This window comes from Paenibacillus sp. BIC5C1, assembly GCF_032399705.1.
GTDB lineage: Bacteria > Bacillota > Bacilli > Paenibacillales > Paenibacillaceae > Paenibacillus > Paenibacillus taichungensis_A.
The window spans coordinates 4,512,292-4,529,735 of the sequence record NZ_CP135922.1 but is presented as its reverse complement, the minus strand read 5'-3'; the positions used below and the strand labels follow the sequence as shown (position 1 = coordinate 4,529,735).

At 46.3% G+C, this 17,444-nt stretch carries 16 protein-coding genes; 12 read left to right on the top strand and 4 right to left on the bottom strand.

What is annotated here, in order from left to right:
- Positions 1 to 314 precede the first annotated feature (314 nt).
- The 9 genes from RS891_RS20060 to RS891_RS20020 all read left to right on the top strand — a co-directional run bounded on the left by RS891_RS20060 (position 315) and on the right by RS891_RS20020 (position 11,562).
- Positions 315 to 1,106, top strand: a complete 792-nt coding sequence (locus tag RS891_RS20060; protein ID WP_258530549.1) for a CAP domain-containing protein — start codon at positions 315 to 317, stop codon at positions 1,104 to 1,106.
- Between the two features lie 247 nt (positions 1,107 to 1,353).
- Entirely contained in the window at positions 1,354 to 2,220 is an 867-nt protein-coding gene (locus RS891_RS20055; RefSeq protein ID WP_113052003.1) for a GDSL-type esterase/lipase family protein, read from the top strand.
- Complete coding sequence (locus RS891_RS20050; RefSeq protein WP_315793004.1) at positions 2,221 to 3,186, top strand: ABC transporter ATP-binding protein; 966 nt, start codon at positions 2,221 to 2,223, stop codon at positions 3,184 to 3,186.
- On the top strand, positions 3,179 to 4,168 hold the full coding sequence (locus tag RS891_RS20045; RefSeq protein WP_315793003.1) for an ABC transporter permease: 990 nt from the start codon (positions 3,179 to 3,181) through the stop codon (positions 4,166 to 4,168). Before RS891_RS20050 ends, RS891_RS20045 begins: the two co-directional genes overlap by 8 nt.
- Before the next feature lie 76 nt (positions 4,169 to 4,244).
- Positions 4,245 to 6,224, top strand: a complete 1,980-nt coding sequence (gene parE / locus RS891_RS20040) for a DNA topoisomerase IV subunit B (protein ID WP_099858369.1) — start codon at positions 4,245 to 4,247, stop codon at positions 6,222 to 6,224.
- A 12-nt stretch (positions 6,225 to 6,236) separates the two neighbouring features.
- Positions 6,237 to 8,699 carry a DNA gyrase subunit A gene (gyrA, locus tag RS891_RS20035; RefSeq protein ID WP_315793002.1) on the top strand — a complete coding sequence of 821 codons (2,463 nt, stop codon included), beginning with the start codon at positions 6,237 to 6,239 and terminating at the stop codon, positions 8,697 to 8,699.
- 229 nt (positions 8,700 to 8,928) lie between these two features.
- Positions 8,929 to 9,366, top strand: a complete 438-nt coding sequence (locus tag RS891_RS20030; protein ID WP_063563171.1) for a MarR family winged helix-turn-helix transcriptional regulator — start codon at positions 8,929 to 8,931, stop codon at positions 9,364 to 9,366.
- Positions 9,367 to 9,607: 241 nt separating this feature from the next.
- Positions 9,608 to 10,054, top strand: coding sequence for a MarR family winged helix-turn-helix transcriptional regulator (locus RS891_RS20025; RefSeq protein WP_076288997.1), 447 nt, complete (start codon positions 9,608 to 9,610; stop codon positions 10,052 to 10,054).
- A complete protein-coding gene (locus tag RS891_RS20020) occupies positions 10,051 to 11,562 on the top strand; it encodes a DHA2 family efflux MFS transporter permease subunit (protein WP_315793001.1) in 1,512 nt (503 codons plus the stop codon). Before RS891_RS20025 ends, RS891_RS20020 begins: the two co-directional genes overlap by 4 nt.
- Positions 11,563 to 11,674: 112 nt before the next feature.
- On the opposite strand, the gene RS891_RS20015 is transcribed toward RS891_RS20020, so the two are convergent.
- The 3 genes from RS891_RS20015 to RS891_RS20005 form a co-directional block, all read right to left on the bottom strand.
- Positions 11,675 to 12,019: an MGMT family protein gene (locus RS891_RS20015; RefSeq protein ID WP_113052007.1), complete on the bottom strand. Its 345-nt coding sequence runs from the start codon at positions 12,017 to 12,019 to the stop codon at positions 11,675 to 11,677.
- Positions 12,020 to 12,138: 119 nt separating this feature from the next.
- Positions 12,139 to 12,870: an RluA family pseudouridine synthase gene (locus RS891_RS20010; RefSeq protein WP_315792999.1), complete on the bottom strand. Its 732-nt coding sequence runs from the start codon at positions 12,868 to 12,870 to the stop codon at positions 12,139 to 12,141.
- A 2-nt stretch (positions 12,871 to 12,872) separates the two neighbouring features.
- Positions 12,873 to 13,736, bottom strand: a complete 864-nt coding sequence (locus RS891_RS20005) for a class I SAM-dependent methyltransferase (protein ID WP_024630567.1) — start codon at positions 13,734 to 13,736, stop codon at positions 12,873 to 12,875.
- 262 nt (positions 13,737 to 13,998) lie between these two features.
- Here RS891_RS20005 and RS891_RS20000 point away from each other — a divergent pair, with 262 nt between their 5' ends.
- The 3 genes from RS891_RS20000 to RS891_RS19990 are packed head-to-tail and all read left to right on the top strand — an operon-like array spanning position 13,999 to position 15,880.
- Entirely contained in the window at positions 13,999 to 14,451 is a 453-nt protein-coding gene (locus tag RS891_RS20000; protein ID WP_315792998.1) for a flavodoxin, read from the top strand.
- A gap of 6 nt (positions 14,452 to 14,457) precedes the next feature.
- Complete coding sequence (locus tag RS891_RS19995) at positions 14,458 to 15,261, top strand: hypothetical protein (RefSeq protein ID WP_315792997.1); 804 nt, start codon at positions 14,458 to 14,460, stop codon at positions 15,259 to 15,261.
- Between the two features lie 52 nt (positions 15,262 to 15,313).
- Positions 15,314 to 15,880 (top strand): nitroreductase family protein, encoded by a 567-nt coding sequence (locus RS891_RS19990; RefSeq protein WP_072733380.1) that lies wholly within the window; start codon positions 15,314 to 15,316, stop codon positions 15,878 to 15,880.
- A 26-nt stretch (positions 15,881 to 15,906) separates the two neighbouring features.
- Here RS891_RS19990 and RS891_RS19985 read toward each other — a convergent pair whose 3' ends face one another.
- Positions 15,907 to 17,364, bottom strand: coding sequence for a 4-hydroxyphenylacetate 3-hydroxylase family protein (locus tag RS891_RS19985; protein ID WP_315792996.1), 1,458 nt, complete (start codon positions 17,362 to 17,364; stop codon positions 15,907 to 15,909).
- Positions 17,365 to 17,444: the final 80 nt, after the last annotated feature.

The window sequence follows — 17,444 nt, the reverse complement described above, 5'->3', positions numbered from 1 at the left end:
TGGTGCGGTGAATGATAAAAGAAGATAAGTGGCATTCGGCGAGCATTTTTAAGTCCGGATGCCATTTTTTTATGCCGTATTTTAAGGACGATGGTTGTATATTTAGTTGATATACCAGCGATTTAAGAGCAGTTTGCAGGATAAGGTGCAATGTACTATAAACCGTCTACACCCACTTGAAACAGCTAGTAAAAATGACAAAAAAGTTACTTTTCCATAATTTATGGGTTCACAATCTACTATCCTCTTGATATACTCCTAGAGTATTAATTACAAAGTTGTCATAACTAATATTCCTAAGGAGATGAATGAATTTGAAGAAGAAATGGATGAAAACCGTGGTAACCAGCAGTCTGACAGCCGTACTCGCCGTAGGGGTTATGCTCCCTGCTTCCGCTTCTGCTGCAGATGCATCATATAAAACAACGACTAAAACTACTACGTATAAAATTACGAGTGCGGAAAGCTTAAAAGCGTACATTGAGCAATGGCTGAAAGATAATGGTTACACTGTATCCACTGGCGAAGGGCAAACCACAGTAGAGAAGCCTGCAACACAGCCTGATCAAACAACTAAACCTGCTCAACCGACAACTCCTGCCAAACCGGTAACACCTGCCAAACCAACTCAAGAAGATAAACCGGCAACTACACCAGCCAAAGATCCTTCAAATAGTGGAACTGGAACTGGAACGACTACAGGCAATACAGGCAACAGTGGTAGCGAGAGCACACAATCGGATTTTGCAGCTCAAGTTGTAAAACTTGTGAACGCTGAACGTGCCAAAGCAGGCCTGGGCGCATTGGCTTCCGATGCTCTTTTGGACAAAGTGGCTGTAGCCAAAGTTAAAGACATGAGCAACAACAATTACTTTGATCACCAATCACCGACCTATGGTTCTCCGTTTGACATGATGAAACAATTCGGAGTCACTTACAGCTATGCTGGCGAGAATATCGCGAAAGGGCAAAAAACACCTCAAGAGGTTGTTACAGCCTGGATGAATAGCGAAGGCCACCGTGCGAATATCCTAAGCAAAAACTTCACGAAAATTGGTGTTGGATTCTACAACGGATATTGGGCTCAAGAATTTATCGGTAACTAATTCATTTTATTGAAGAATATTTTAATTTTAGTTCAAAAAAAGGTTATGTCATCACAGCTCGAAGCTGTGCGTGACATAGCTTTTTTTTGTAAAAGCATGTTTGAAACTGAATTCTGCTTAATACAGCGGCAAAATTTGCAAATTAACGACAGAACATTTATGTTATTTAGAAAAAGCGTCATCTTAATGTAAAATCATTTTAAATTTTAAGCACCCAGCCAGGTGTACATGAGCGGAGATGTGAAGAATGAAAAAAAGGAATCTTGATTCAGCGCCATGGATCTGGAGAACCATTAGCACAGTATCCATATTGACAACATTGCTGCTGTTATTTGGGTTTGGATACGCGATTAAAGACGTCATTTTTCCTGAGGGAGATGCCCGATTAGGTACAGGACAGCAGACAACGACACCTGCCAAGGATAGCGGGCAATCAACACCTGTGGTGAAAGATGGCAAAATTCGAATGGCTGTAATCGGTGATTCCCTGGCAAGAGGTACGGGGGATGATGAGGGGCTTGGTTTTGTAAGGCGGGCAGGTAATTTGCTCAAAGATCAAGGATATGATGTGCAAGTGCTTAACAATATGGGTGTGAATGGTTTGAGAACAGACGCGTTATTGAGCAAGCTAGATGAACAAGGCGTACGTTATGTCTTACAACAGTCCAACTTTATTCTGTTGTCGATTGGAGCCAATGATCTGTTCCAGGGTGGACAAGTTCTACAGGGAGAAGACGCTCCAACGGCAGAGACACTTACTGCGGCATTACCTGAGACGTCGAAGCGTTTGCAGGAGATCTTGAAGAAAGTCAAAGAAATTAACCCTGATGCACAGATTGCATACATAGGGCTATACAATCCGTTTGGGGATGTAAAAGAACTCAAAGAGCCAGGAAATGCGGTTGTAGCTGCATGGAACGATGCTGCGATGAAGGTTCTGAACAACGAGGACAAGATGACACTCGTACCTACATTTGATTTGTTTGAAAATCATCTGGGACAATATCTGTCGTCAGATCATTTTCATCCCAATGGAGAAGGCTACGAGCAAATTGCGGTTCGAATTGCACAAGAATATCAAGCAGAGACTCCAGCAGAAGGGAGCGGTAAATAAATGGCACAAGAACAGACTGATTCCGTATTGTCCGTGCAGCATCTGAAGAAAAAAATTGGACGCAAGTGGATCATTAAGGATGTTACTTTTGACGTTAAACCAGGCGAAATTTTCGGTTTTCTGGGACCCAATGGTGCCGGGAAGACAACAACCATCCGGATGTTAGTCGATCTGATTAAACCCACGGAAGGTAAAATTCAAGTCTGTGGATATGATGTCAACCGTGATCCTGAACGGGCCCTGAAATATGTGGGTTCCATTGTTGAAAACCCGGAAGTGTACACGTATTTGACCGGATGGGAGAATCTTGAGCATTTTGCACGGATGCAGCCAGGGGTGGATAATGACCGTATTCAGGAAGTCGTAGATATTGTACGCCTCGATCAGCGGATTCATGATAAAGTAAGAACCTACTCTCTGGGGATGCGTCAACGACTTGGCATTGCACAGGCATTGCTTAGTCGCCCACGGCTGCTGATTCTGGATGAGCCAACGAACGGACTTGATCCTAAAGGGATTAAGGAACTTCGTGTCTTTATCAAACAGCTTGCAAGCGAAGGCATGGCAGTGTTCGTCAGCAGTCATTTGCTCAGCGAGATCCAGCTTCTTTGTGACAGGGTAGCAATTATCAGTGCCGGGCGCGTGCTGGCAGTTGGCGGCGTCGATGAACTGATTGAAGACCATTCCAAATTGGCAATATGGCATGTTACTCCGCTGGATGAAGGTAAAAGGATGTTGCTGGATGCAGGTATTTCCCTGGTGGATCGGCCTGCTGATGTTATGGACGATACGATTGTTGCAGGGCTGGGTCTGAATGCGGTCGTTGCTGAAATGCATGAAGATCGGATTCCAGCCCTGGTCCAGCAAATGGTGCAAGCCGGAATTCAGGTTGAAGGAGTGCAGCGGATTCAACCTACGCTGGAACAGCTATTCTTAAAAATGACAGAAGGTGAATCCATTGAGTAACATCATGCCGCTGATCCGAAACGAAACGATCAAGATGGTAAAGAAAAAACGTCTTTATATTATTTTTATCGTACTCGCGGTCCTGGTTCCGATGTTTACGTATGCCCAGATGAAATCTGCGGAAAATAATCGTGACAAGTTTGGCGGCGACTGGCGGCTTGAACTGCAACAAGCCATTACGGATAATCAGAACTCCCTTGGCAGTGACCGGGTACCAGAAGAATACAAAAAGTACAGGACTGTATATATCCAGCAAATGCAATACTATCTGGAGAATGATATCAATCCGAAGGAGCCTGGCGGTGTAACTTTTACGAGGGAATTCATGAATAACGCCGTTGGATTGTTTATACCACTGCTCATAATGGCTATTGCTTCGGATCTGGTATCTGGTGAGCGCACCACAGGTACGATTAAAATGCTTCTGACCCGTCCAGTCAAACGTTGGAAAGTGTTGCTGAGCAAGCTCATCACGTTGATTATGTTCGTGTCGATTATTGTGGTGTCGGCGTACGTTATCTGTTATGTCATCTCGGGAGCGGTATTCGGATATAAAGGTTTCGGTATGCCGATCTTTACCGGATTCAAAGTTGTGGGCACAGATGTCGATATGTCTGAAGTCCATGCTGTGGACCAGTGGCTGTATATGCTGATGCAGGCAGGGCTGATCTGGTTCGTCAGTATCATTGTGGCGATGCTTGCCTTCATGGTCTCTGTATTAGTACGAAGTACAGCTGCAAGTATTGTCATCATGATGGCAGCACTCATAGCAGGAACTATTCTCACGAGTATGGCTGCATCCTGGCAGTCAGCCAAATATTTGTTTATGGTTAACCTCGAACTTCCGAATTATTTGTCTGGCGGATTGCCGCCAATCGAAGGGATGAATTTAGGTTTTTCCCTTATTGTGCTTAGTGTTTGGGGCATTGCTTCACTCTTTGTGTCATTCATTGTCTTTACGAAACGGGATATCTTGAATTAAAATGGACAAGGATAAGAAAACATCTGTTTGCATTTCAGGCATTTTTTTAGTTGCAAGTTAAGAAGGGGGAGCATGAATGGTCGAGCAAATCGATATGTCGGCAGGTTCGACAGGCGGAGGACAAGGGTCTTCAGGCTACGACGCGGACGACATTCAAGTACTTGAAGGACTGGTAGCGGTACGGAAACGGCCGGGGATGTACATCGGCAGCACCAGTACTTCGGGTCTACATCATTTGGTATGGGAAATCGTGGATAACGCTGTCGACGAACATCTCGCCAAATTCTGCTCCAAAATCGATATCACGCTGCATAAGGACGGTTCTGTTACGGTTCAGGATAACGGAAGGGGAATTCCGACAGGTATACATAAAACAGGGATTCCTACTCCCCAGGTCGTGTTTACGATTTTGCACGCAGGCGGAAAGTTCGGTGGATCAGGATATAAAAAATCCGGCGGTTTGCACGGTGTAGGTGCGTCAGTTACGAACGCATTGTCCGAATGGCTTGAAGTCGAGATTTTCCGTGATGGCAAGATTCATCGTCAACGTTTCGAGTATTGGCAAGACAAAAAAGGCGTTGAGCATGTCGGAGAACCGGTGTCTGGTCTCGAAGTATTGGGCAATACCAATCGAACGGGAACCAAAGTTACGTTTAAACCGGATATTCGGGTGTTTCAGAACGGCATTCAATTTAATTATGATACACTGGCAGAACGTCTTCAGGAGATTGCTTTTCTGAATTCGGGTCTGAGAATTGTGCTCAAGGACGAACGTTCAGGCAATCAGGATGAGTACATGTACGAAGGCGGAGCAAGCCAGTTTGTTGCTTTTCTTAACGAAAATAAAGATGTGCTGCATGATGTCATTCACTTTTATGCGGAGAAGGATGACATTGAGGTCGAAGTAGCGATTCAGTATAACGCGGGTTATACGGAAACGCTGGCGTCGTTCGTGAACTCGATTCCCACCAGGGGCGGCGGTACACATGAGACCGGATTCAGAGCAGCTTATACACGTGTGATGAATGACTACGCACGGCGTACCAGCATGATTAAGGAAAAAGATAAAAACCTCGAAGGTAATGATCTTCGTGAAGGCATGATGGCGGTCATCAGTGTCAAAATGTCGGAGGTTGAATTCGTAGGTCAAACGAAGGATCAACTCGGTAGCGCTTCCGCGCGTAGCGCAGTAGACTCTGTCGTGTCCGAGAATATCCAACGGTTTTTGGAAGAAAACCCGCAGGTTGCGCAAACGTTGATTCGCAAAGCGGTTCAGGCCTCCAGAGCCAGAGAAGCTGCACGAAAAGCTCGGGATGAGATGCGGACCGGCAAAAAACGCAGTGAAAGCTCCAACCTGAACGGCAAACTGACTCCGGCACAATCCAAGGATTTTACCCGGAATGAACTGTTTATCGTCGAAGGGGATTCCGCAGGTGGTTCAGCCAAACAGGGACGTGATTCCAAGATCCAGGCGATTCTCCCGCTTAAGGGTAAACCGCTCAATCCGGAAAAAGCGAAGTTGGCCGATATCCTCAAAAATGAAGAATATCGAGCCATTACATCGGCTATCGGAGCAGGTATTGGAACCGAATTTGCAGTTGAAGACAGCAATTATTCCAAAATCATAATTATGACGGATGCCGACACGGATGGCGCACATATACAGGTATTGTTGCTGACTTTCTTCTACCGCTATATGAAACCGCTCATTGATGCCGGCAAAATATATATCGCTCAGCCGCCATTATATAAACTCACACGTAAATCAGGAAAAATGGCTAGTGTACGTTATGCCTGGACTGATGAAGAGCTGGCGAATTACATGAAAGAATTTGGAAACAATGTGGAGCTTCAACGTTATAAAGGACTTGGCGAGATGAACCCGGATCAACTGTGGGAGACAACGATGAATCCTGAAACACGCGCATTGCTCAAAGTAGAAATTGTCGATGCAGCAAAAGCGGAACGTCGTGTATCTACACTCATGGGTGATAAGGTTGATCCGCGCAAACGCTGGATTGTAGAGAACGTCGACTTTACAGAGTACGAAGAATAGAAGGTGCTTGGAATGAGTCTATCAGAACAATTTATGCCGGCCTTTCTCGAAGAGGTCGTGGGTGACCGTTTCGGTCGCTACTCCAAATACATTATTCAGGACCGGGCCATTCCCGATGTACGGGATGGATTGAAGCCGGTGCAGCGGCGTATTCTTTACGCTATGTACGATTCAGGTAATACACCGGAGAAACCATATCGGAAGTCCGCAAAAACAGTTGGGGATGTTATGGGTAATTACCATCCTCACGGGGATTCCTCCATCTATGATGGTATGGTACGGATGGCACAGCCATGGAAAATGGGGCATATGCTCGTGGACGGTCATGGAAACTGGGGGTCACAGGATGATGACCCGGCAGCGGCCATGCGGTATACGGAGGCCCGTTTGTCGCCCATCGCAATGGAGATGCTTCGCGATATCGAGAAACGGACTGTTCTGTTTAAGGATAATTTTGATAATACGGCCAAAGAACCAGTTGTATTACCATCACGTTATCCGAACCTGCTGGTCAATGGTGTAAGTGGGATATCGTCTGGTTTTGCAACGGAGATCCCTCCACATAATTTGCGTGAAACCATTGATGCTTGTATTGCTGTGATGGAGAAGCCGTCAATTGAACTGGATGAGATCATGATGTTTATGAAAGGTCCGGATTTTCCGACAGGTGGATTAATCATGGGCGGGGACGGCATTTTGGATGCTTACCGCACTGGTAAAGGACGGATCTATCTCCGCTCCAAAACCGATATCGAGAATATGCGCGGTGGCAAACAGCAAATCGTGATTACCGAGATCCCTTATCAGGTCGTAAAATCCCGTCTTGTTACTGCGATGGAGAACATTCGACTTGAGAAAAAGGTTGAAGGAATTGCCGAAGTACGGGATGAAAGTGGGCGTGAAGGCCTGCGGATCGTGGTTGAGCTGAAAAAAGAAGCGGATGCACAAGGTATTTTGGCTTATTTGCTGAAGAAAACCGACTTGCAGGTCACTTACAACTTCAACATGGTTGCGATTGTAAACAAGGCCCCTCAGCAATTGGGATTGAAATCAATCCTCGAGGCTTATATTGCCCATCAGCGTGAAGTTGTGACGTTCCGTACCCGCTTTGAGCTGGAGAAGGCGGAAGACCGTGCACATGTCCTGGAAGGTCTGGTAAAAGCTCTTAACATCCTTGATGAGGTCATTGCGGCTATTAAAGCTTCGAAGAACCGTCAGGATGCTCAAAATAACCTGATGTGGATGTTTGGTTTCTCCGAGCGTCAAGCGGATTCCATTCTGACTTTGCAATTATACCGATTGACCAATCTGGAGATTACTTCTCTGGAAAAGGAACTCGGCGAACTGACGAAGAAGATCGCGCAATTACGCTCCATTCTGGATAGTGACCGCAAGCTGATCGGAGTCATCCGCAAAGAGCTGATGGAGATTCGTGAGAAATACGGAATTGACCGTCGCTCAGCCATTCAGGGCGAAGTGGAAGAACTTAAGGTTAATCTGGAAGTGCTGGTGAACGCGGAAGATGTATTTGTCACTTTGTCCAAAGAGGGATACATCAAGCGTACAGGCATGCAGTCATTTACACGATCCGGCGGGGAGCGTAACGCAAGTGGTGTGAAGGAAGGCGATTATATCGCTCAGGTCCTTGAAGTTAATACGCTGGAGAACCTGCTTGTATTTACGAAGAAAGGCCAGTATTTCCTGTTACCTGTGCATCAGGTGCCGGAATTCAAGTGGAAAGATCCGGGGACGGCGATTGTCAATGTTATTCCGCTTGCAAAAGATGATCGAATCTCAAGTGTGCTTGCCGTTAAATCCTTTGGAGAACCGGACCACAGTCTGGTCTTTGTCACTCGCAAAGGACAGGTTAAACGTACCGAGTTGAAGGAATACGTCACCAAACGTTCCGGCGCAGTAGCTGCATGCAAAGTCGGCAAAGATGATGAGGTCTTATCCGTTCATCTAAGTACAGGTGGCAAGGATATCATGCTGATCACCAAAGAAGCCATGGCTATCCGTTTCCGTGAGGATGAAGTAAATCCGATGGGGCGTGTGTCTGGAGGCGTACGTGGTATTCAGTTAAAAGAAACGGATGAAGTTGTATCTGTTCTGTGGGTGGAAGGCGATGAAGGCGAGGTTGCTATATTATCTGACTTGGGTTATGGCAAACGCTCTTTACTGCTGGATTATGCTCTGCAGAGCCGTGGTGGCAAGGGACTGGCAACATTTGAATTTAAGGAAGGCAAACGGGTGAAACCGAACGGTAGCCGAATTGTCGGAGCATTCTATTGTCGGGAACAACGAAATGTAACGGTGATGACCAAAGAAGGTCAATCACATCACATTTCTTCCGAAGCTGTACCTATTACTGAACGGAAACATATTGGTAAATTGCTTGTGCATGTGGATAAACAGGATGAAATTGTGGAGCTTATCATGGATCTCGCAGAGAATCAGTCAGCTTCTTCCTCCTAATCAGGATTCAATAAAGACTCTTTGCAGAACAGGGAAGCCTGTCATGTGAAGAGTCTTATTTTGTTGTTCAGACGCGGATTAAAAGAGGACCTCCATGCGAAGTTTAACAACCTTCGTCGATTACGGTCGATCGCTGGGAAATTGAAAAAAGGCAGCAGGAATGCGGCTTTGAAGGGCGAAAACTTAAGCAGGTGAAGTGATAACCGGTTGCAGAGAGGAGCGATTCAAGATGTATAATTCCGATTTTGCCAAGTGTTGGTCAAGGCTGACCAAGGACTACAAACTGCATATGGATCATGAGCTGGCACCGTCGTTAACAGAGGCGCAGCTGGCAGTACTGGAGGTTCTTGAGGATCACGAGAAGATGAAACCATCCGATCTGATTCCTTTTCTGGCCACAACACCCGCAGCAGTGACGATGTTGTTGGATCGTATGGAGAAAAACGGACTGATTCGCCGGGATCGGGATGATCAGGATCGACGAATTGTATGGGTTTCCCTATCTGATAAGGGACGCATGGAGACCGAACGTGGAATCACGATTCGTAATGAATTTATGAATTCCGTTCTCAGCAATATTTCAATGCATAACCAGCAATTGCTGGTATATCTACTAGGCAAAATGACGACACCAAAAACAAAAGAGCATGCGTTGTCCACATCTTAATGCCGATGGACGGACGAATAATAGTAACCATGGAACTCTTGCAGAACATGCAGGAGGGCTATGGTTATTTTTTATTGATGTGTACTTTAAAGAGTTTTGCCCGCTTTGAACAGCTAAGAATAATCTCTGAAAATTTATATGTAAAGAGTTGACTATGTAAATATTTTTGTTATAATAAGTAATTGTTCCCCTGATATTTCGTGTACGAAATATTATATTCCATAAGTAAAAGGGTGAATTAATGTCTGACACATATGAAGTATTCTACATTATTAATTCGTTTCGGCAGGTCAATCAAATGCTCTTCCGGGCATTCTGGAATGAAAACAAGGAAATTGAGCTCACTTCGATCCAATTTATGGTGTTATCCATTTTGAGAGAGCGCCCTTCGATCGGTATCAATGAAGTGGCTGAGCTCTGTCATATGGGCAGCAGTTCCATGAGCGCTGTGGTGGAGCGCCTGGTCAAGGGCGAGTACATTGTTCGAACGCGTTCCGACTCGGACCGTCGATCCGTAAAGCTTCAGATTACGGGCAAAGGAGAACGGGCTCAGCAGGAAACACACCAATTGTGGATGGAGCGAGTGTCACCTATTCTGGATATCCCGAAGGAAGACCTTGAGCACCTGCTAAGAATTCATAATCAAATGATTGAAAAGTTAGAAGGAAGAGAGATGAACAACCAATGAGTACTACTGCAGCAGCAGCGCCATCCTCAGCGATGGACAATATTAAGAAAGGCCCGATTGTGGCCGCATTGTTAATCGGTGCATTCGTCGCCTTCCTGAACCAAACGTTAATGAACGTAGCTCTTCCTAAAATCATGGAGGACCTCGGCATCGGCGCGAATAAAGCCCAATGGCTGACTACAGGTTATATGCTCGTCAATGGTGTATTGATTCCGGTTACGGCGTATCTGATCGCCAAATTTTCGACACGTCAAATTTTCATTACGGCTATGACGCTCTTTACTTTAGGAACCTTGGTCTGTGGTTTAAGTCCGAACTTTGGTATTCTGATGGTAGGTCGTGTTATTCAAGCGGCAGGTGCAGGTATCCTGATGCCACTGATGACAGTTGTATTCTTGACAATCTTCCCGATTGAGAAACGTGGCCAGGCCATGGGTACGATGGGGATCGCAATGATTCTCGCTCCGGCCATTGGACCAACACTTTCAGGTTATGTGGTTGAGCATTATTCCTGGAGACTATTGTTCTATATCATTTTGCCATTCTCCGTTATTGCAACTGCAATCGGTATTGCGTTTGTCAAAAATGTAACACGTCAATCCAAACCTAAATTGGACTATCCAGGTGTTATTTTATCTACACTCGGTTTTGGTAGCTTGTTGTACGGCTTCAGTGATGCGGGTACAGACGGATGGGGCAGTGCAATTGTAATTGCTTGTCTGGTTGTAGGGGCCATTTCCCTGATCCTGTTCGTTATTAGACAGATGACAACCGATCATCCGCTGTTGGAGTTCCGTATTTTCAAATACAACATGTATACATTAACAACGATCATTAACATGCTCGTTACGATGGCGATGTTCGCCGGTATGATTTTGCTTCCGATTTTCTTGCAAAATATTCGTGGATTCTCACCAATTGAATCTGGTTTGCTGATGATGCCAGGCGCCATCCTGATGGGGATTATGTCTCCAATCACAGGTCGCATCTTCGATAAAGTCGGAGCACGCTGGTTATCCGTTGCCGGCCTTGCAATTACCGCTATCACAACTTGGGGGCTCAGCCGCCTGTCGATTGACACTACTTATGGTTACATGATGTTTATCTACACAGCTCGTATGTTTGGTATGTCGATGTTGATGATGCCAATTCAAACAGCGGGTCTGAATCAGCTTCCACAGCGCCTGAATGCACATGGTACAGCGATGTCCAACACATTGCGTACAGTTGCGGGTGCGATTGGTACAGCGATTCTCGTTACGATTATGAGTAGTAAGCTGAAATCCCATCTGGCAGATACCCTGGCTACAGGCCAAATCGCTACAGATGATAAGGCTGCAATGCTTCGTGCTACCGCAGATGCAACAATCTACGGCGTAAACTATGCATTTGTTGTAGCGACAGCGATGACTGTAGTTGCTCTGCTGCTGGCGTTCTTTATCCGTAAAACAAAACCGGCTACTGAACCTGTACCAACTGAGCAACAAAAAGTGAATGCAACAGCATAAATCATCCTTGATTACTGTTATTATTCATTCTATAAAGGTACTATAAATACAAAAGAGAGTTCAGGCAGATCACACTGCCTGAACTCTCTTTTTGTTATGCCTTGTGTTGACATTATTCTTCATCTGTCGATAGATCAAGGAGGAAGGTAGGACCAGGATCATGACCGAACAGTCTGAGGTTGATGCTTCCATCCATCTGGAATTCAACACCCTCGCTAATGAGCTCCGTTTCCTGCATGAGGCGTGAATGCTCGTCGGGAATGGCAATCAGACCTTTGGCGTTGACGACGCGGTGCCAGGGAAGACGCTCCTTCCGGCTCATGGAGTGTAGAATGCGTACAACCTGTCTAGCAGCTCTCGGGCTGCCTGCATGAGCGGCAATCTGTCCATACGTCATGACTTTTCCTTCGGGGATTGCTGCAATGATGGCGACGACCTGTTTCGTAAAAGGTGTTATAGTAGGTCTTCCTTTCCATTGGAGTAAAAAAACCGCGCCATTCAGATAAGGAATCTGGATGACACGGTTTACGGTCAGATTTGACCTGATCCTGTGAATGATTATTTTAAATATATCAATTAATGTTCTGATTTAAATGCTTTATCATACACAGCAGCCGGCCACTCTGCCCATGGGAATTCACGGGGAGGCAGGGACTGCAGGACAATTTCTTCCTTTGTTACCGGGTGGGGAAAAGCAGCGATGGCAGACCAGAGAGCAATTTGTTGACCAGGCTTATTCACACCTGCACCGTACTTTTGATCTCCAAACAGGGGGCAGCCAATCTCTTTCATTTGGACACGAATCTGATGAGATCTGCCTGTGTGCAGTTCGATGTGAACCAGACTGTAACGGTCGGTTTCGCCGATGACCCGGTAATCCAACACAGCATCTTTACCGCCAGCTGTACCTTTAGGAACAACGGTGACGGTATTGGTACGTGCATCTTTCAGCAGCGTGTGTTTTAACGTTCCTTGTTGTGCAGGCAGCTTGCCATGTACAACAGCCGCATATATTTTGCGGAAATGACGTCCCCGAACCGTCTCGGATAATCTTGAAGCCGCCTTCGATGTTTTGGCAAAAATCATGGCACCACCAACGGGGCGGTCAAGACGATGTACTAATCCGAGATAGACGTTGCCAGGTTTGTTATAGCGTTCTTTTAAATCCTGTTTCAGCAGTGTGAGCAAATCCGGATCACCTGATGCATCTTCCTGGGTAGGAACATTGACCGGTTTCGTGATGCCTAACAGATGATTGTCCTCAAACAGAATCGGAATATTTCCCGTTGTTTGCGAATGTTCGGACATAATCAGGACTCCCAGCGGCCCAAGATGCCGCATGGCAGATCCAGACCACTACGGGTAATTGGAAGCCCAATTTCACCAGCTGTAATTTGACCGCCGTATTGGGCAGACATCGTCATTGTCAGCATGTTGCGCAGAACGGTAGACGAAATCCCGGTTGTGTAGGAATTGACCAGCATGAATAATGGGTTATCGGACAAAATTTCCATACAGGATTTAAGGAAAGGATAGAGGTTCTCTTCCAGCTTCCATGTCTCTCCGTTAGGGCCGCGGCCATAAGAAGGCGGGTCCATAATAATCGCGTCATACCGATTGCCACGACGTTGTTCGCGCTGTACGAATTTGAATACATCATCTGTAATGAAACGAACAGGACGATCCGCGAGGCCGGATAATTGAACATTTTCTTTGGCCCACTGTACCATGCCTTTAGCCGCATCCACGTGCACAACTGAAGCTCCGGCATAAGCTGCAGCAACTGTTGCGCCGCCTGTATATGCAAACAGGTTCAGTACAGAGATGGGACGTCCTGCTCCTGCGATTTTATCCATCATCCAGCTCCAGTTAGCCGCTTGTTCAGGGAACAGACCGGTATGTTTGAAGCTGGTTGGTTTGATGTGAAATTTCAGGTTCTCATATCCGATGGTCCAGCGTTCTGGGATCGGTTTTTTCATATCCCAGCTGCCGCCACCCGAAGAACTGCGGTGATAATGGCCGTGAACCTGGCGCCATTCATTGGTTTCTTTTTCAAGGGGCCATATGATCTGTGGATCGGGTCTACGCAAAATCACATCGCCCCAACGCTCCAGCTTTTCGCCGCCTCCTGTATCGATTACTTCATAGTCCTTCCAGTTCTTTGCTACGTACATAATGATTTATCCATCCTTCAAAAGTCATTTGGATACTATTGTACAACAAAAAAGGGCCTGTACGCCAGTTGTGGTAGGCGCCTGAAAGGGTGCAGCGCCTAATAAGGTGTTGAATTTGGTCCATCACCATATACTGAAATGGAAACCGATTGAAAATTTAATTTGACAATGATAATCATTATCACATATGATTTTGATAAATTCAAATGTTACTTCTTCAGGAATAGTATGACATGATCAATAAAAAGTGAGGGAAAAATAGATGGCTAAATTGTTAGTGGCTTATGCAAGTATGACAGGAAATACGGAAGAGATTGCGGAACTGATCGTCGAAGGAATTAAACAAGGTGGGCATGAAGTGGATCTCAAGTCCGTAACGGATTGCAATGCAGCTGATGTACTTGATTATGACGGGTTTCTCATTGGGGTATACACGTGGGGAGACGGTGAACTGCCGGATGAATTCCTCGATTTTTACGAAGAGCTGGATGAGCTAGATCTGAGTGGCAAACGGGCAGCGGTGTTCGGAAGCGGGGATACTTCTTACGAGCAGTACTGCGGAGCCGTTGATCTCGCGGCAGCGAAGCTGGTGGAACGTGGGGCGGAGGTATCTCCAGAGATGCTGAAGATTGAATACAGTCCGTTGGAGCAGGAGAAGGATACGTGCCGTGACTTTGGCAAACGTTTTGCTGCTGCCGGATTACAGGTGTCCTAAGGACTCATGTTAAGACATAATGTTCAGGCAGCTCTGCAGCCGGGAATGTCAGACACACCGGTACGGCTGCTTGAAGATTACAGATTGGAAGAGATGCTGCGCAGCCCGCATCGGTTCATCCGCCCGGAACCGGAGGCTGAACAGCGCTCACCGCTGCAATGGAGACACCGTGTACAATATGCAGTCAGCCATGCAGTTAATGCCTTTTACAGTATGGACCCGGAAGTGCGCAAAGAGGTGCCTGTGCAATATTTACTCGAAAAGTGGTGGCCTAGAAAGGCAACCGGATTCGAATCGGTACTTCATTACTGGGATGTAAAAAACAAAATTACGGATGAATTATCCCTTGCAATTGCCATGAACGATGATTTGAAGCATCCGACCATTCTGTTTGAACAATGGCGAACGGAGCTTCCTACCTTGTCCATGCATCTATCCATGATCTTCCAGGCTGCCTGGCAGCCAGAGGGCTGGGATTCACTACTCATCCAAAAATATATGGTTGTCCATGATCCAAATGTGGTTGAGGCGTTCCAGCATATGGTGAGTGTGTTCTGCTGGGAAGCATTTGGCAAGCTGCCAGGCATGATCGAAATCTATTGTTTGCTTGAAGGTCGCAAGATTCGATATATCCCGGGACGTCAATCGCTTGTCCGTTCGATGGATTATATTCGACTGATTCGTGACAGCATTCCGAGCACAGAGAAGGTGGAGTCTGACCAATTTACGGTTCGGGACAAAGCCAGAGTTCATGAAGAGGTCGATCGGTGGAGAAGTGAGACTGAACCGAAAAAAAACTGGTTGATGTAAAGCAAGACAAGGGATGTTGTGATATATCGTGCAGATTAAGGAGGGATGAGCCATGTCTACCGGTTTGAGACAAGATGCAGCAAGCGGCAAGAAACGTACAGGAACTTGTGAATTCAGCCCGTTGCCTGTACCACAGTCGGTTATAAGACGGTTGCTGGATGAAGCAGATCCATCTTTATATGTGATAAGTTCAGAGCCTTGGCGGTTTATGTTGTTCGCGAATGAAGGACGTCAACTGTATCTGGAGGCGGTCAGACAGAGTTACCCACCACATTTGGCAGATCGTTACGGGGACTGGGCTACATATCAGTATACAGAAGCTATTCCGGCACATCTGGTTGTTGTAGCCCCTTCAAGTGCCAGGGAGGACCATTTATTGCCTGCAAAAGCCTGGAGCAAACGTTTTTGCATCCTGGCAGCGGAACAAGGCTTGAATGCTGTCTGGAAGATCAATGATTATCAGCAGCATCCCGTATTTATGAATTTGATGGGTCTAACGCGTGAGGAAAAAGTACTGGGTGTATTCCACATCGGTTACGGAGACCAGTCTGCACTTCGGGACACCGACGCAGGCAGACCAGCCTCTGAACTGATGACGGTCTACGACCATCTGGTTTAAACGAGGGTATCAGTCATTCCTCATTCTTATTTGCCGGTTTTGGCAATAAAATTACGAACGAGCTGACGATATGATTGATCTGCGGAGCCTGCTGAATACATCCGGTTCGAGACGGTGACGGTGTTACCAAAAAAGAACCGTTCGAACTGGGTCTGCCTGCCTCCGAATGATCCTGCTCCAAGCTCCCAGATCAGACGGAACAATGCCGTGCGTTCCTGAGATACCATATCGGTTCCTCTAAGGTACGTATCCAAGTGAGGCGCGATATTCGAGTGGAACTCCTCTTCCTGAGGCACCATAATTACACCGCTGGAGCCCAAGAGCTGTAAGATTTCAATCATCTCTGGATACAGTTTGGGGAATAAAAGGTTTGCTGCCATTAAAGGTTTGGGGGCAGGTACTATAAATCCCCGTCCATCTTCCATAGCACCGGCTTCTGCTGCCAGAGCCAGTGCTTTTAACGTTTCAAGACCGGCAAGCACCCTGGCTGTTTTCTCTATCACATGCGTTTCAGCAGCTTGGTCGAGCGTGTCAGCGAGTAACTGAATGGTGCCCAGAACAAATTCTGTTTTGGCAATATACCGGCATACGACCTGATGTCCTGCGTGAATATGAAAATGGCTTCCGCTAAAGAGGCGGCCAGACATCTCCTCATTACCGGCGAAGAATATCCGCTCATGAGGAACAAGCACATGATCAAAAATTACAATGTTATCCATCTCTTCATATCTGGAACTGAGTGGATAGTTGAAATTGGACTCGGATGCGTACGTATCCCGGCAGATAAGACTAATTCCAGGCAGGTCATTCGGTACAGCAAAAGCAAAAGCGAACGGATTTTCATCGTCGAACGGTGCTGGTGAAGGGGAAGGATACACCAGGATTTCGTCTGATGTGGCGGCCTGAGTGGCCATCATGAATGCACCATTGATGATTAGACCTTCTTCAGTGCGATCAACCACTTTGGCGGCAATGGCGTCTTCGGTCGCGTCCAATAGTCCCGAAATTTTACTGGCATGAGGCTGGATAAAGGCATGGGAGAGGGTAATATCATTATCCCGGCAGTAGGCATAGTAGTTTCTCAGATTTTCGGCGTATTGTGGCGATACTTCTTCAAGGATATCTGCCCCAGTATAAAAGGCCATAATTGCTGTGTTCATATAATCGGGTGATCGTCCCAAAAAACCATGGTGAGTCCCTGACCAAATATTCATTGCTTCTCGGCGTCTGCGCAAGTCATCCACACTGGTTGGAGGCAGAAAGGACATACCTACTGGTTTTCCGTCAGCAGGAGATGCATAAGTCATCGTATCGATTAAATGTGGATCAGACTGAAGATCGTACAACTTCGCTTGAGTTTCCATCAAACCTGCAAACGCAAAATGTTCAGAACGTTTTCCAGTAACAAGCTCTCCTTTGTACCAGCAGGGGACCGTCTGTGCATCGATCCGTTCAATATACTGTTTGCCACTTTTTACGGGCATCGTTACTCACCTCTATGGTCTATTCGTTCATGGGCAGTTTGACTGCTCTCGTAGTGTACGTCAATAGGCAGTCCAATGTG